The organism is Dactylosporangium thailandense (genome assembly GCF_059739745.1).
The window spans coordinates 5,043,068-5,057,239 of the sequence record NZ_AP029195.1; the positions used below are offsets into that span (position 1 = coordinate 5,043,068).

16 protein-coding genes and 1 pseudogene are annotated in these 14,172 nt (G+C 73.3%); 8 read left to right on the forward strand and 9 right to left on the reverse strand.

Annotated elements, in window-relative coordinates; translation table 11 throughout:
- The first annotated feature begins 18 nt into the window (after nucleotides 1-18).
- Nucleotides 19-1,347 carry an ankyrin repeat domain-containing protein gene (locus AC6JBM_RS21925; protein ID WP_497985439.1) on the forward strand — a complete coding sequence of 443 codons (1,329 nt, stop codon included), beginning with the start codon at nucleotides 19-21 and terminating at the stop codon, nucleotides 1,345-1,347.
- The gene (locus AC6JBM_RS21930) at nucleotides 1,344-1,802 is read left to right on the forward strand and encodes a hypothetical protein (RefSeq protein ID WP_497985440.1); all 459 of its coding nucleotides are present in this window, start codon (nucleotides 1,344-1,346) and stop codon (nucleotides 1,800-1,802) included. The genes AC6JBM_RS21925 and AC6JBM_RS21930 overlap by 4 nt, the downstream gene beginning before the upstream one ends.
- Before the next feature lie 66 nt (nucleotides 1,803-1,868).
- On the opposite strand, the gene AC6JBM_RS21935 is transcribed toward AC6JBM_RS21930, so the two are convergent.
- Both AC6JBM_RS21935 and AC6JBM_RS21940 read right to left on the reverse strand, forming a co-directional pair.
- Nucleotides 1,869-2,072 (reverse strand): cold-shock protein, encoded by a 204-nt coding sequence (locus tag AC6JBM_RS21935; RefSeq protein WP_350621643.1) that lies wholly within the window; start codon nucleotides 2,070-2,072, stop codon nucleotides 1,869-1,871.
- Nucleotides 2,073-2,465: 393 nt separating this feature from the next.
- Complete coding sequence (locus AC6JBM_RS21940) at nucleotides 2,466-3,095, reverse strand: LUD domain-containing protein (RefSeq protein WP_497985441.1); 630 nt, start codon at nucleotides 3,093-3,095, stop codon at nucleotides 2,466-2,468.
- Between the two features lie 170 nt (nucleotides 3,096-3,265).
- Between AC6JBM_RS21940 and AC6JBM_RS21945 the strand changes: the two genes are divergently transcribed.
- The 3 genes from AC6JBM_RS21945 (at nucleotide 3,266) to AC6JBM_RS21955 (ending at nucleotide 5,944) form a co-directional block, all read left to right on the forward strand.
- Entirely contained in the window at nucleotides 3,266-3,688 is a 423-nt protein-coding gene (locus AC6JBM_RS21945) for a YkvA family protein (protein ID WP_497985442.1), read from the forward strand.
- A gap of 145 nt (nucleotides 3,689-3,833) precedes the next feature.
- Nucleotides 3,834-4,193, forward strand: coding sequence for a hypothetical protein (locus AC6JBM_RS21950; RefSeq protein WP_497985443.1), 360 nt, complete (start codon nucleotides 3,834-3,836; stop codon nucleotides 4,191-4,193).
- A gap of 5 nt (nucleotides 4,194-4,198) precedes the next feature.
- The gene (locus tag AC6JBM_RS21955) at nucleotides 4,199-5,944 is read left to right on the forward strand and encodes a glycoside hydrolase family 15 protein (RefSeq protein WP_497985444.1); all 1,746 of its coding nucleotides are present in this window, start codon (nucleotides 4,199-4,201) and stop codon (nucleotides 5,942-5,944) included.
- Here AC6JBM_RS21955 and AC6JBM_RS21960 read toward each other — a convergent pair.
- Nucleotides 5,904-6,836 carry an RNA polymerase subunit sigma-70 gene (locus tag AC6JBM_RS21960; protein WP_497985445.1) on the reverse strand — a complete coding sequence of 311 codons (933 nt, stop codon included), beginning with the start codon at nucleotides 6,834-6,836 and terminating at the stop codon, nucleotides 5,904-5,906. The genes AC6JBM_RS21955 and AC6JBM_RS21960 overlap by 41 nt on opposite strands.
- 98 nt (nucleotides 6,837-6,934) lie before the next feature.
- Here AC6JBM_RS21960 and AC6JBM_RS21965 point away from each other — a divergent pair, with 98 nt between their 5' ends.
- Together AC6JBM_RS21965 and AC6JBM_RS21970 are read left to right on the forward strand one after the other, a co-directional pair.
- Nucleotides 6,935-7,519: a dihydrofolate reductase family protein gene (locus AC6JBM_RS21965; protein WP_497985446.1), complete on the forward strand. Its 585-nt coding sequence runs from the start codon at nucleotides 6,935-6,937 to the stop codon at nucleotides 7,517-7,519.
- A gap of 97 nt (nucleotides 7,520-7,616) precedes the next feature.
- Nucleotides 7,617-8,681, forward strand: a complete 1,065-nt coding sequence (locus tag AC6JBM_RS21970) for a glycoside hydrolase family 43 protein (protein ID WP_497985447.1) — start codon at nucleotides 7,617-7,619, stop codon at nucleotides 8,679-8,681.
- A gap of 40 nt (nucleotides 8,682-8,721) precedes the next feature.
- Here the strand turns inward: AC6JBM_RS21970 and AC6JBM_RS21975 are convergent, their stop codons facing one another.
- The 3 genes and pseudogenes from AC6JBM_RS21975 to AC6JBM_RS21985 all read right to left on the reverse strand — a co-directional run bounded on the left by AC6JBM_RS21975 (nucleotide 8,722) and on the right by AC6JBM_RS21985 (nucleotide 11,033).
- Nucleotides 8,722-9,378 carry a hypothetical protein gene (locus AC6JBM_RS21975; RefSeq protein ID WP_497985448.1) on the reverse strand — a complete coding sequence of 219 codons (657 nt, stop codon included), beginning with the start codon at nucleotides 9,376-9,378 and terminating at the stop codon, nucleotides 8,722-8,724.
- Between the two features lie 397 nt (nucleotides 9,379-9,775).
- A pseudogene (locus AC6JBM_RS21980) lies at nucleotides 9,776-10,123 on the reverse strand (ADP-ribosylation/crystallin J1); the annotation flags it as partial.
- 73 nt (nucleotides 10,124-10,196) lie between these two features.
- Nucleotides 10,197-11,033: a tetratricopeptide repeat protein gene (locus AC6JBM_RS21985; RefSeq protein WP_497985449.1), complete on the reverse strand. Its 837-nt coding sequence runs from the start codon at nucleotides 11,031-11,033 to the stop codon at nucleotides 10,197-10,199.
- Between the two features lie 150 nt (nucleotides 11,034-11,183).
- Here AC6JBM_RS21985 and AC6JBM_RS21990 point away from each other — a divergent pair, with 150 nt between their 5' ends.
- Nucleotides 11,184-12,266 carry a cellulose binding domain-containing protein gene (locus AC6JBM_RS21990; protein WP_497985450.1) on the forward strand — a complete coding sequence of 361 codons (1,083 nt, stop codon included), beginning with the start codon at nucleotides 11,184-11,186 and terminating at the stop codon, nucleotides 12,264-12,266.
- Here the strand turns inward: AC6JBM_RS21990 and AC6JBM_RS21995 are convergent, their stop codons facing one another.
- Genes AC6JBM_RS21995 through AC6JBM_RS22005 form a run of 3 tightly spaced genes read right to left on the reverse strand, consistent with a single transcriptional unit; the run spans nucleotide 12,267 to nucleotide 14,169 of the window.
- A complete protein-coding gene (locus AC6JBM_RS21995) occupies nucleotides 12,267-12,617 on the reverse strand; it encodes an MmcQ/YjbR family DNA-binding protein (RefSeq protein WP_497985451.1) in 351 nt (116 codons plus the stop codon). It abuts the gene before it with no gap.
- 13 nt (nucleotides 12,618-12,630) lie between these two features.
- Complete coding sequence (locus AC6JBM_RS22000) at nucleotides 12,631-13,809, reverse strand: RNA polymerase sigma factor (protein WP_497985452.1); 1,179 nt, start codon at nucleotides 13,807-13,809, stop codon at nucleotides 12,631-12,633.
- A gap of 6 nt (nucleotides 13,810-13,815) precedes the next feature.
- A complete protein-coding gene (locus AC6JBM_RS22005; protein WP_497985453.1) occupies nucleotides 13,816-14,169 on the reverse strand; it encodes a YciI family protein in 354 nt (117 codons plus the stop codon).
- Between the last annotated feature and the right edge of the window lie 3 nt (nucleotides 14,170-14,172).

Below are 14,172 nucleotides of genomic sequence, written 5' to 3' on the forward strand. Positions count from 1 at the left end.
GAGCCGCATGGGGGTGCCGTGGGCGACTCGCGCCGAGTCCGGCAGTACACCGTGCCCGCCTGGATGATCGCCGAGTGCACGGCGGCACGGGAGCGCGGCGACTGGCGGGCCGCATGCGCGGCGGCGCGGGTCACGGTCGGGTTCGCGGACGCCGGGCCGGTCGCCGATCTGCTCGCCGGGTTCGCGCCCGACCTTGTGCGCCGGCACCTGCCGCGGTCGCGGGCCGGGACGGGGACGCTGGTTGGCGGGGCGCGGTACGTCCTCGCGCCCGACGGGCCGGTCACCGCCGACACGATGGTGCTCGAGCTGCGGACCTCGCCGTGGACGACGGGCTCCCAGCGGCTCACCCTGGACGCGGTGCGCGCCGGGGCGCTGGGCGAGGGGCGGGTCGTGCCGCTGCCGCCGTACCTGTGGGACGCCCGCCGGGCCGAGGAGCTGCGGGCCGTCACGGCTGCGGCGGACGACGGCGCCTGGACGCTGGAGGCGTGGGCCGCGGCCGGGTGGGCGCTGGACAGGGTGGAGGAGTCCTACTGGTCGCGGTCCGGGCTGGACCTGCTGCTGCGCGTCGATCCGGGGCTCGCGGCGCGGGAGCTGCGGCGCGTCGCCGGGCAGTTTGGGCACCGGTCGTGGCCGCTGCGGCGCGACCTGGGCGGCCGCGACTCCGCCATCCCGGAGTGGCACCTGCGGCTCGAGCTGGCCGACGGCGGGCTGCGGGTCACCTGGGGCCGGCAGGGCCCGGACCCGACGGGGTTCTGCCTGCATCCGCCGCTGTTGCGCCCGCCCGTCGACGATCTCGTCCCGCTCGCGTCCGTGGTGCCCGACGGGTTCGCCGCGCAGGAGCACGTCCGGGTGCGGTGCGGGGCCGACTGGCACCGGATCGCCGTGCGGGGCGGGCGGCTGGAGCTGCTCGATCACACCGACGACGAGCGGCGGCGGGAGCACGCGCTGCGGGCCTTCGGCGGCGAGATGCGTGACTGCTTCCGGGCCGAGTCCGCCTGGCTCGGCGGTGGGGCGGGGTTGCCGCGGCGGCTGCGGGAGTACCGGCGCGACCTGTGGCGGCGCATGGAGCACGGCGGCAGCCGGGTGGTGCTCGCGCTGCTCGACGCCGGCCTGGACCCGCACCTGCGCGACGAGCACGGCCGGACCCTGCTGCACCGCATGCACCAGTTCGAGCACGCCGAGCTGCTCCCGCGCCTGCTCGCCGCGGGCCTCGACGTCAACGCCGTGAACCGGGGCGGCTACACCCCGATGTGCGAGGTGCTGGCCCACGAGGCGCCGTACGACCTCGTGCTGGCCCTGAACGAGGCCGGCGCGATACCCCGGCTCGCAGACGGAGGTGCCCCGTGATCACCGACCCGGTGCTCGTGCGCATCGGCGAGGCCGTGGCGCTGCACCACGGCCAGGGGCAGCGCGACGCCGCCCGCCGGATGTTCGCGGAGATCTGGGCCGAGATCGGCGGGGAGCAGGGCGATGCGCTGCACGTCAGCGTGCTCGCGCACTCGATGGCGGACGTGCAGGACGACGTCCGCGAGGAGCTGCTCTGGGATCGGCGGGCCCTGGCGGCGGCCGACCGGCTCACCGACGACCGGGCGGCGCGGGCGGGCGTGACCCTGTCCGTGGCCGGCCTGTATCCGTCGCTGCACCTCAACCTGGCCGACTGCTACCGCCGGCTGGGCGATCTCGACCGGGCCCGCGCGCATCTGCGGCAGGCGCGGGACACGATCGGCGCGCTCGGCGACGACGACTACGGGCGCCTGATCAAAAGCGGCCTGGAGCGGCTGGAGCAGCAGCTGGCACCCTGAGACGGCCGGAGCGCCGCGCGACGGCGCGGCGCTCCGGTGGTGCCCAAGCTCCGTGCGAGGATCGCGTCAGAGACCGCGGACGTTCTCCGCCTGGGGACCCTTCTGGCCCTGGGTCACCTCGTACTCCACCTTCTGGCCTTCCGTCAGCTCACGGTAACCAGTGCTGGCGATGGCGGAGTAGTGGACGAACACGTCCGCACCGCCGTCGTCCTGCTGGATGAAGCCGAAGCCCTTTTCGGAGTTGAACCACTTGACAGTACCGCTAGCCACACTTTCCTCCTGTTTGCGGCGGCCGGTCCCCTGCCCATCGTCGGCAGTGAACAACCGGTCCCCGCGCGCAACCATACCCGCTCCCACCCCGATCGCGCGCACCGCAGGTACCCTCGACCGAGGTCAGGCCCGGGAACTCCCGGCCGAGTCGCACCGCGGCAACCGTTCCCCGCCGCGGCCGAACCCCTCCCCGGCCATCTGCCCGAACGCGCCAATCCCTTGCAGGCAGGCGTTTCGCGACGTTCCTCCGGCGAAGGAGCGGCCCGCGGCGCGCCGGGTTCGTCCGGCGTCGTCGCCGCAATGTGGATCGGTCGGCCGACCCTGAACGTGAACGTCGGCATGCCCGGCGACCTCGTCCCGTTCACCATGATATGTCGGCCTGCTCCCGATGCGTCAGAATCCGATGGCCTCGCGCAGCAGCAGCACCGTGCCGCGACCCGGATAGGGCTCCGCGTTGAGGATCAGCAGGCGGTTGACGGCGCTCGGCCAGCCGTGGGCCGCCTGGGTGCGGGCGCTCTCCAGCGGCAGGCAGTGCTCCTCGACCCGGCGCAGCGCCGTGCTCAGGTCGGGTACCACCTTCTGCGCCCCGACGACCCAGATGGCCCGGGCGGCGCCGCCGGCGTAGCTCGGCAGCTGGCTGCCACTGCCCGAGGCGGCCACCAGGCAGCCCGTCTCGGTGCACGCGGCCACGCTGCCCACGACGACGTCCGGCCCGGCCAGCAGGCGGCGGATCTCGTCCATCCGGGTGGCCCGGTCCATGGCCAGGACTCGCGGCCGGATGGCCTCGTAGCGGCCACTGGCGTTGATGTCCTCCTCGATGCCGGACCGGCGAAGGGTCTCGCTGGAGCCGGTGAACACGCTGGCCCCCGGCGGGATCAGCTCCCCGACCCGGGCGCGCGCCGCCGCGGCGCCGTCGAGGATCTCCACGGTGAAGCCGTGGGCGGTCAGGGCCGTGGCCGCGCGCTCCAGGCGCTGCGCGGACGCCGGGTCGGCGAACGAGGGCGCCGGCAGTTGAGTCGTCATGCCGAGTCCGACGCCACAGCCCGGCGGAATGTCAGGCCGGAACACACCGTGACCGTCGATAGCCTCGCCGTAACGATCGTTGCCCCCGAATGCTACGTTCGTCGCGTGTCCACGGCCCGACTCGTCCATGGGCTGCCGGCGCAGGTGCGCGCGAGAACGGGGGCGCCGCGATGCCGTGGTGGCTGCAGACCCTGATCGGCCTGGCGATCGCCCTCGTGGTCGTCTGGCTCGCGCTGGTCGTCGTGCTGCTCGTGGCCAAGCCCGACAAGGTGCGCCTGCGGGAAGCGCTGCGCCTGCTGCCCGACCTGCTGCGGCTGCTGCGCCGCCTGGCCGCCGACCCGGGCCTGCCGCGCGGTGTGCGCGCCCGGCTCGGGCTGCTGCTGGTGTACCTCGCCGTCCCGATCGACCTGATACCGGACTTCATCCCGGTGCTCGGCTACGCCGACGACGCCATCATCGTCGTCGCCGTGCTGCGCTCGACCGTGCGCCGGGCCGGCCTCGAGGCGGTGCGCGCCCACTGGCCCGGCACCGACGACGGTTTCGCCGCGGTGTGCCGCCTCGCCGGCCTGCGCGACACCCCCGGCCGGCGATGACGGCGAAGCCCTTGCCGGCCGCGGCGAGGGCGAGCGCGGCGCCCCGGACGGGTGAGCCGATCGGGCGTGGACGCCTCGCGCGAGCGGCATGGTTACTCGCGTGCGAGGCGGGCATCAGGGAGACGAAGCGTGAAGGGAGCGGACGATGCGCCGGGACAGCGAACGGGAGGCGGCGATCACGGTCATCCCGCTCAGGAACGCCGCGGGGTGGCGGCTCGTCCACCGCACGCCGACGGGCGCCGACGTCATGGCCACCAGCGCCGAGAACAGCGCCGGGACGAGCACCGAGACCATGCGACGGGGGCTACGGCGGCTGGGCGACGGCGACGGTACCCTCGCCATGACCGAAACCCTCGACCACCACTGGCAGTGGACGCTCGCGGACATCGGGGACGCGCCGATCGTCTCCTCGCCGCCGATCTACCGCGACCCGGGCAGCTGCCGCCGCGCCTATCTCGACGCGCGCCGGGCCGCCCACGCCGCGGCCGACCAGGCCGGCCGCTGACGCCGATGCCGTCGGCCATCGAGGACTATGCGCTGATCGGCGACCTGCACACCGCCGCGCTGGTCGGGCGCGACGGTTCCATCGACTGGCTGTGCCTGCCCCGCTTCGACGCGCCCGCGTGCTTCGCCGCGCTGCTCGGCGACGAACGGCACGGGCGGTGGCGCATCGCCCCGGCCGGGCACGGGGCCGCGACCCGGCGCTCCTACGCGGGCGACAGCCTGGTGCTGCACACCGAGTGGGACACCGGCGACGGCGAGGTCCGGGTCATCGACTGCATGCCACCGCGGGGCGAGGCCGCCGACGTGGTCCGCATCGTCGAGGGGGTCCGGGGCCAGGTCCGCATGCACACCGAGCTCGTGCTGCGGTTCGACTACGGCCACGTGACCCCGTGGCTGCGCAGCTCCGACTCGGGCATGCGGGCGATCGCCGGGCCGGACGCGGCCTGGCTGTCCGCGGGCGTGCCGCAACACTCCGCCGACGGCACCGTCTCGGCCGACTTCACCGTCGGCGCCGGGCAACGGATCCCGTTCGTGCTCACGTATCAGCGCTCGCACCGGCCGGTGCCCGCGCGGGTCGATCCCGAGCAGGCGCTGCGCGACACGCACCGGTTCTGGTCCGACTGGATCGAGTCCGGCATGCACGACGGGCCGTGGGCCGAGCCCGTGCGCCGCTCACTGATCCTGCTCAAGGCCCTCACCTACGCGCCGACCGGCGGGATCGTCGCCGCCGCGACCACCTCGCTGCCCGAGGAGCCCGGCGGGAGCCGCAACTGGGACTACCGGTACTGCTGGCTGCGCGACGCCACCTTCACCCTCCAGGCACTGCTCGGCACCGGCCACGTCACCGAGGCCAGGGCCTGGCGCGAATGGCTGCTCCGGGCGATCGCCGGCGACCCCGCCGACCTGCAGATCATGTACGGCCTCGACGGCACCCGCCGGGTACCGGAGTCCACTGTGGACTGGCTGCCGGGCCACCGCGGCAGCGCGCCGGTCCGCATCGGCAACGCGGCCGCGGGGCAGCGCCAGCTCGACGTGTGGGGCGAGGTGCTAGACGGCCTGCACCTCGCCCGCGAGTCCGGGATCGTCGCGACGGACGACGCCTGGGACCGCCAGCGCGACCTCCTGGAGCACCTCGAGGGCACCTGGCGGGAGCCGGACAGCGGCCTGTGGGAGGTCCGGGGCGAGCGGCAGCAGTACGTGCACTCGAAGGTGATGGCCTGGGCCGGCTTCGACCGCGCGATCCGGACCGTGGAGCGGCTCGGGCTGCCGGGCCCGGTGGACGCGTGGCGGCGCACCCGGGACGCGATCCACGCGGAGGTGTGCGAGCGCGGCTACGACCCCGAGCGCAACACCTTCACCCAGTGCTACGGCTCGGCGAGGATGGACGCCGCGCTGCTGCTCATCCCGCGGGCCGGGTTCCTGCCCTACGACGACCCGCGGGTGGTCGGCACCATCGACGCCATCCAGCGCGATCTGAGCCGCGACGGGCTGCTGATGCGCTACGGCGACGGCCACGAGGGCGCCTTCGTCGCCTGCTCCTTCTGGCTCGTCGAGGCGCTCGACGGCATCGGCCGCGGCAAGGAGGCCCGCGAGCTGTTCGAGCGGCTGCTGGCGCTGCGCAACGACGTGGGGCTGCTGGCCGAGGAGTGCGACCCGGCCACCGGCCGGCACCTCGGCAACACGCCGCAGGCCTTCAGCCTCGTCGGTCTCGTCAACGCGGCACGGTGTCTGTCGGGAGCCCGAACAGGGTGAAGACCGCCGGGTCGGCGAAGGTGACGTTGTGCCGGATCAGGCCGTCGCGCACGGCGAAGACCTGCACCGAGTGGGCCCGGACGCCGCCGGTGGCCGGGTCGGGGGCGTAGGTCGCGAGCGCCGGGCCGCCGTTGGCCGCCACGACACGCAGGCGCCAGCCGGGGCCGCGCATCGCGAAGACGCGCTCCATGAACGCGCCGTAGTGGGCGCGGCCCACGAGCCACAGCGGCACCGGCGGCATCTCCAGGATCACGTCGTCGGCGAGCAGCCTCGTCAGGCCGGGCACGTCGGCCGCCTCGAACGCCGTCAGGTACCGCTCGATCGCGGCCCGCTCCCCCGGGTCGGCCGGGTCGCGCAGGTCCTCGAGCGCCGGCGCGGCGGCGTGCAGCGCGGCCCGGGCCCGCTGCAGGCCGCTGTTCACGGCGGCGACGGTGGTGCCGAGCGCCTCGGCGACCTCGGCGGCCGACAGCTCGAGCACCTCGCGCAGCAGCAGGATCGCGCGCTGCCGGGCGGGCAGCAGTTGCAGCGCCGCGACGAAGGCGAGCCGGAGCCCGGCGCGCTGCTCGGCGGCCGCGGCGGGATCGTCCGGAAACGGCTGGAGCCACGCGATGTCAGGGTCGGGCTTCAGCGGTACCAGCGGATCGTCTCCGGCCGGCCCGAGCCCGCTCGGCAGCGGCCGCCGGGCCCGGCCCTCGAGCGCGGTGAGGCAGGCGTTCGTGGCGATGCGGTGCAGCCAGGTGCGCGGCGAGGAGCGCCGCGGATCGTAGCGGTCGGCCGCCCGCCAGGCTCGCAGCAGCGTCTCCTGCACCAGGTCCTCGGCCTCGTGGTACGAGCCGAGCATCCGGTAGCAGTGCACCAGCAGGTCGCCGCGGAACGCCTCGAAGTCCTCCACAAAGCCGCAGCGTACTGAGCGATGAGTCCGGCCGCCGCCACCGGTATGTGTTCGTGAGGGCGGCCGGACGGGTCGCCACCGGGCAAGGGAGTTTCACGATGGGTGACATCATCGTCGTACAGTTCGTCACGCTCGACGGCGTGGTGTCCGACCCCGACGGGCGGGCCGGGACCGGCTACGGCGGATGGGCGTTCCGCTTCGGCTCGGGGCCGGTGAGCGACGACAAGTTCCGGCTGGGCGAGCTGATGCGGACGGGCGTGCAGCTGTACGGCCGCAAGACCTGGGAGGCGTTCGCACGGCTGTGGCCGGGTCGGGACGACGACTACGCCAAGCTCATGAACGCCGTGCCGAAGCGGGTCGCCACGCGGGGCGCCATCGACGCGTCCACTTGGCCGAACTCGGAAGCGATCGACGGCGACCCGGTCGCGTGGGCCCGGGCGGAACGCGAGCGGCGCGACATCGTCGTGATCGGCAGCCTGAGCCTCGCGCACGCGCTCTCGGCGGCCGGCCTCGTCGACGAGTACCGGCTCATCACCTTCCCGGTGGTGACCGGCGAGGGTGACCGGCTCTTCACGGACGGTGTGCCCGCGGACTTCCGCTTCACCCTCGCCGAGCCCATCGGCGCGGCCGTGCTGACCGTCCTGCGCCGGGCCGGCGACCGGGGCAGCGCCGCAGCCCGGTGAGCCGGCAGAACACGCCGGCGAAGATACTTTAAGGGAAGCTTACAATTTGGTGTCCTTCTATTGACAGGCGCGCGTGAGCTGGGAGATGTTGCGAACCATGCCCCGCATTCGCCGCTCCGGTGCCGCCGCCCTCGTCATCGCCGGCGCCCTCGCCCTCGTGCCGGCGCTCACCACTGCCGGAACCGCCAACGCCGGTGCCACCACGCTCGGTGGCGCCGACCCCAGCGTCATCAAGGTCAACGGACTCTACGTCGCGGCCAAGTCGGTCGACGGCGGCGTGGCGATCCGCACGGCCACCTCCCTGGCCGGAATCGCCTCCGCGCCGAAGAAGCAGGTGTGGAAGGACACCGGCCTCGGCGAGGTGTGGGCGCCCGAGATCGTCTACCAGGACGGGCGCTATCACGTCTACTTCTCCGCCGGCACCGGTGCCGCGCACCGGATGTACCACATCGACTCGGCCAGTCCCGACTCCGGCTACACGGCCGCCGTGAAGGTCGCGCTGCCCAACGACAAGTGGGCCATCGACGGCGTGCCGTTCACGTTCCAGGGCCAGCGCTGGTTCGTGTGGTCCGGCTGGTCGGGCGACACGAACGTCGAGCAGAACCTCTACATCGCGCGGATGGCCAACGCGACCACGGCCACCGGCGCCCGGTACGTCATCTCCCAGCCGCGCGAGTCGTGGGAGCGCACGGTCGGCAACCCCTACATCAACGAGGCCCCCGAGCCGATCCTCGACCCCAAGGGCCAGCTGCACATCGTGTACTCCGCGAACGGCAGCTGGAGCAGCAAGTACTGCCTCGCCGACCTGCGCCTGCGGGCGGGCGGCGACCCGACGTACGTGTGGGACTGGTACAAGAGCAACGGCTGCCTCTTCGGCTCGTACGCGCCCAACATGATGTCCGGATGGGACCCGACGCTGTACGTCGACGGCCCCGGCCACCACTCGTTCGTCCTCGAACGGGGTGACATCGCGACCAGCCCGCCGTCCGGCAACCGCTTCCCGACCATGTACCACGCGGTCGCCAAGGGCACGCCGTACTCCTGGTCGGCGCGCTACTGGTACACCGGCACGGCCGTCTGGTGGGGCAGCGTGACGTACCGCCGGGCCAACGTCCCCGGCGCGACCAGCGACACCGGCTTCGGCCTCAAGTTCTTCGAGTAGCCGATGCGCTCGCGCCCGGGCGGCCCGGCCGCCCGGGCGCTCACCGCCCGGCGCTCGGGTGGACCGCGGGGCGGTAGCCGGCCCGCAGCGCCGCCACCGACGCGGGCGGGGTGAGCAGGTCGGCCCGCTCCGGCAGCGGCCGCGACGGGCCGTACCCGGTGGCGGCCCACGGCAGGAACCGCCGCCGCGACACCAGGCCGACGGTGCCGTCGCCGAGCCGGACCATCGCGCCGGCGGGCAGGTCGGCGCAGCGGGCCGGCCGGGTGATCTGCCGGCGGGTCCGCGGCTCGACCCGCTCGTCGTGCAGGCGCGCGTCCATCTCGTGCGCCCACGGTCGCCGGGCGAGGTGCTCCGCCTCGCGCCACGCCTCGGCGTAGGCGAGGAAGTCGGCGCGCCGGCAGTACGCGCACGGCCGGTGCCCGGCGGCCAGCGCGGTCGCCTCGTCGAGGAAGAACAACGCCGTCCAGCGCCCCGGCGGCATCGGGTCCCGGCGAACGTCCTTCCAGGTCAGCGTGCAGCAGATCCACAGCTTGGAGCGCCAGCGGGCGACCCCGAGCTCCCGGCCGGAGCCGTGCAGACAGCCCCGATTGCCCATCAGCGTTCCCCGGGCCGGGTCGGCCACGATCTCCCCGGTCGGCAGCACGCGATTCTGCAGCGGGCCGTGCGTCCGCGGCAGCGCGACGCCCTCAGGCCGCACGATGCGAATCCCCGAAGTCGAACGCGAAGGTGCCCGCCTCGATGCGGTCGACGAGCTCGCCGACATCGTCGGCCTGCCGGATGGCGTCGTCCCATCCGCCGCTGGTGATGTCGACCAGCAGCACCGGCGCGGGGTCGCTGCGCAGGTCGAGCACGAGTTGCTCGCGGGACCCGTCACCGCCGATGATCGCGATGCCGGGATGGGCATCGGCGCTCTCGTCCCACGCGTGGTGCAGCTCAAGCATCTCGCGGGGCGTGTTGAGCCACACGTAGGCCCCGCTCGTCATCCATCCCCGCCGCAACCACGACGCGCCTTGCAAGTAGGCCCGCCACCCGGCTGGAAGTTCTGTGCCGAGCGCGTCGCGCGCGTCGGTGAACTCCTGGTCGCTCACGGGGCCGCGGTAGTCGGCCTCTTCGATGATCGCGCCGACGATGTGGGCGTTGAGGTCGGCAAGCTCCTCGGCGGGGATCCAGTACTCCAGCACGTCGCGGCCACCGACCTGCTGAACCTCGTACCGGTCCAGGTGCGCGCGCTCGACCTCGAACCGCGTCACGTAGCCGACGCCACCGGCCGGGACGTTCCACTCGCGGGCGATCTTCGTCGCGTACCAGCGGTTGAGTACCGGATAGAAGATCGGCTGGTCCGGCAGGCGCGGCGGCCAGGCCCGCCACCCGGACGCCGCAACCAGATCGAGCTCGGCCTGCCCGGTGGGTCGCCACAGGGTGATCGTGTCGGAGGCGTCGATGGTTCTGCTCCCTGCAACGTTGCCTGATGCTGTCGGCCCCGGACGTTACGCGACCCTACGCCGCGAGGCCCGCTCAAGTCGCGATGTGCAGGTCCGCCCACGTGCCGGTGGTCGCGCTCCGCCAGCCGTCGAGCAGTTCGCGGGCCCGGTCCGGCGGGGCGGCGATGAGGCACCGCTGTTCGCCGCCGAGTGCTCGGGCCTCCTGCGTGACCGAGCCTTCGCTGCAGCACTTGCACAGGGCGTAACCGTTGCGGAGCGGCTCGAAGCCGAAGCCGTTCGCGTCGAACAGGTCGGACAGCGCCTCGAGGGCGGCCGGCTCCGCGGTCACGGTCGCGGCCAGTGTCGGCAGGTCGGACGGCTCGAACAGCATGAGCTCGTCGAACACCCGGTAGGTTCGGTCGCCGACCACCCGATCGCCCTTGGGCTCCCCGTCGTGAACGACGATTCCGTACCGCCGAGAGGTGTCGAACGGCACGTTGATCACCTGGGCCCGGGTCGGGCACAGCCGCTGGACCCAGACGACCTCGGATCCCTCGGCGCCGGTGAGCCGCACGCACGCACGACCGAAGTCGCCCACGATGGGGCCGTCGCCGGGCGGCAGTTCGATGCCGAACGACGACCAGGCGTCGCGGGCCGTTGCCCAGTCGCGCTGGATCGTCGCGGCGATGCCGAGATTCCAGAATGCCGGGTCCTGCCGGCCGCGCGGGGCGTGGGCCGCGGCCTGGATGCCGAGCCGGTACGCCTGCGCCCAGTTACGGCGGAACTTGTACGCCAGCGCGGCGTCGTACCACCAGTCGCCGACCCGTGGGTCGTCCGGCGCCTGACGGGCGAGCTGCTCGTACAGCGCCGCCGACCGTTCCCAGTCCTGCGCCGACCACGCGTCCCGCGCCTCGCGGACAAGCTCGTCCATCACCATTTCCCTCCGACCGGACGGCGAGCGTACACCGCAGGCCCTGGAACCATGATCGGGTGCCGCAACTTTCATGGGGCGAGCAGGGGGTTCGGCCACTGTCGAAGCGCTTCCTGGCCCCGTCCCGGGACACCGTGCCAGGGTCGGGGCATGCCGAGTGCCAAGCGCCTCTTCGCGATGGTGTCCGCCCTGGCCGCGTTGACTGCGGCGACGGTACTCGCCGTCGGCACCGCCAGCGCCGAATCGAACGGCGGGGTGCGGGTCATGCCGCTGGGTGACTCGCTCACCGAGGGGCTGAGCGTCGCCGGTGGCTACCGCATCGACCTGTGGAGCAAGCTCGTGGCCGGCGGCTACAAGGTCGACTTCGTCGGGTCGATGTCCAACGGCCCGTCGAGTCTCGGCGACCACGACCACGAGGGGCACTCCGGCTGGACCATCGCGCAGATCGACGCCAACGTCGGCACCTGGCTGCCGGCGTACACCCCGCGCACGATCCTGCTGCACATCGGCACGAACGACATCTACGGCAGCGACCCGGCGGGCGCCCCGGCGCGGCTGGCCACGCTGCTGGACCACATCACGGCGCTCGCGCCCAACGCCGACGTCTTCGTGGCCCAGATCATTCCGGTGCAGTGCTGTGACGCGACGGTACGCACGTACAACGCCGCCATTCCGGGCATCGTGCAGTCCCGTGTCAACGCCGGCAAGCACCTGCACCTCGTCGACATGTACAGCGCGCTGACGACGGCCGACCTGCTCGACGGCATCCACCCGGGGCCGGTGGGCTACGGCAAGATGGCGACGGTCTGGTACAACGCGCTGCTGTCGGTGCCGGGCAGCATCGGCAATGCCGGCGGTACGTCACCCACTCCCGGCGCGTCCTCGGCCGGTCCGAAGCCGTCCGGCGCGGGGCCGGGAGGGTGCAAGGTGACGTACAGCATCAATGCCTGGAACACCGGCCTGACGACCAACGTCACGATCGCGAACACCGGCGCGGCCGCCGTCAACGGCTGGGCGCTGACCTTCACGCTCCCCGCGGGCCAGACGATCACCTCCGGCTGGAACGCGACCTACGCACCGGCGAGCGGAGCGGTCACGGCGCGCAACGTGAGCTACAACGCGGGCATCCCGGCGGGCGGCTCGACGAGCATCGGCTTCCAGGCCAACCACACCGGCAACGCCTCCGCCCCGACCGCGTTCTCACTCAACGGCACGGCCTGCACCGTCGCCTGATCAGCGCCCGCGGGCGGCGAGGTACGGCATCCACACCTTCTTCGGCACGGTCATGATCCAGGCGTTGACCACGAGCTCCTCGAGCTCGTCGGTGTCGAGGGCGGCCAGCCGCACGCACGCCCAGTTGTAGCGCAGGTCCGACTCGGGCGGCAGCAGGAACTTGTCCGGCTCGCCCGCGACGAGCGCGTCCCGGCCCTCCTTCGGGTAGCCGAAGCCCATGATCGTCTCGTCGCGGGAGAGGGCCGCGAAGACGATCTGCCCGACCCGCCACTTGATGCGGTCCCGCACGACGACCTCGTAGGCGCGCTCGAGTGTCCTGGTGATCGCGCGGATGTCGTCGACCCCGACCATGTGTGCACCCTATCTACGTCCGGGCCCGGCGCCCGCGCAGGTACGCGCGCTCGGTCTCGTTGGTGGCCAGCGCGATGGCCTGGTCGTAGGCCTCCACGGCCTCCGTGTTCCGTCCGAGGCGGGCCAGCAGCTCGGCGCGGGCGGCGGGCAGCCGGTGGTACCCCGGCAGGTCGACGTCCTCGAGCACGGCGAGGGCCACCGCCGGCCCGTGCACCTCGGCGACCGCGACCGCACGGTTGAGCGCGACGATCGGGGTGGGCGTGAGCGCGTAGAGCTGGTCGTAAAGCGCCAGGACCTGCGGCCAGTCGGTGGCGTCGCCGTCGGTGTGGACCGCGTTGATCGCCGCCTGGATCTGGTACGGGCCGGGCCGGTTGCGCCGCAGGCACCGGCGGACGAGGTCGTGGCCCTCGGCGATGAGGGCCCGGTTCCACCGCGTCCGGTCCTGCGCGGCGAGCAGCACCGGCTCGCCGTCCGGACCCAGGCGGGCGGGGCGGCGGGCCTCGGTGAGCAGCAGCAGGGCCAGCAGGCCGAGGACCTCGGGCTCGTCGGGCATCAGCGCGGCGAGCTCGCGGGCGAGCCGGATCGCCTCGGCGCACAGGTCGGTGCGGATCAGCGGACCGGCGGTGGCCGCGTAGCCCTCGTTGAACATCAAGTAGAGCACGGTGAGCACGGGCGGCAGCCGGTCCGGCAGCTCGTGGGCGGCGGGGACCCGGTAGGGGATGCCGGCGTCGCGGATCTTCTTCTTGGCGCGCACGATCCGCTGGGCGACGGTCGCCTCCGGGATGAGGTAGGCCCGGGCGATCTCGGGCGTCTCGAGGCCGCCGAGCAGCCGGAGGGTGAGGGCGGTCCGCGCGTCGGGCGCGAGGGCCGGGTGGCAGCAGGTGAAGATGAGGCGCAGCTGGTCGTCTCGCACGGGTCCCACCTCCTCGGGCTCGTCCTGGTGGTGCAGCAGCAGGGCCTCGGCGTGCCGGGCCTCGCGGGTCGACTCGCGGCGGAGCCGGTCGATGGCCCGGTTCCGCGCGGTGGTCACGATCCAGGCGCCCGGGTTCGGCGGCGGGTCCTGCCATTTCTGCACGGCCGTGGCGAAGGCGTCCTGGACCGCCTCCTCGGCGAGGTTGATGTCGCCGAGGAAGCGGGCCAGGGTGGCGACGCAGCGGCCGTACTCCGCGCGGTAGATCTCCGCCAGGTCCACGCGGGCTCAGCCCTGGGACAGCTCGTCGAAGGGTCGCACCTCGATCGGTCCGCAGGCCCGTGAGCACTGCTCGGCCCAGGCCAGCGCCTCGTCCAGGTCCGCGCAGCGGATGACCCAGAAGCCGGCGAGGTGCTCGCGGGTCTCGGCGAACGGCCCGTCGGTCATGGTGGTGCCGCCCTGGCCGGTCCGCACGACGGTGGAGCTCTCCGGCGGCAGGAGTCCCCCGCCGAAGACCCAGGTGCCGGTCTTCACCATCTCCTGGTTGATCCGCCCGGTCTCGCGGAACATGTGCTGCGTCTCCTCGTCGGACATCGCGGGGGCGTCCTCGACGTGGTGCACGGCCAGCAGGTACTGCTTCATGAC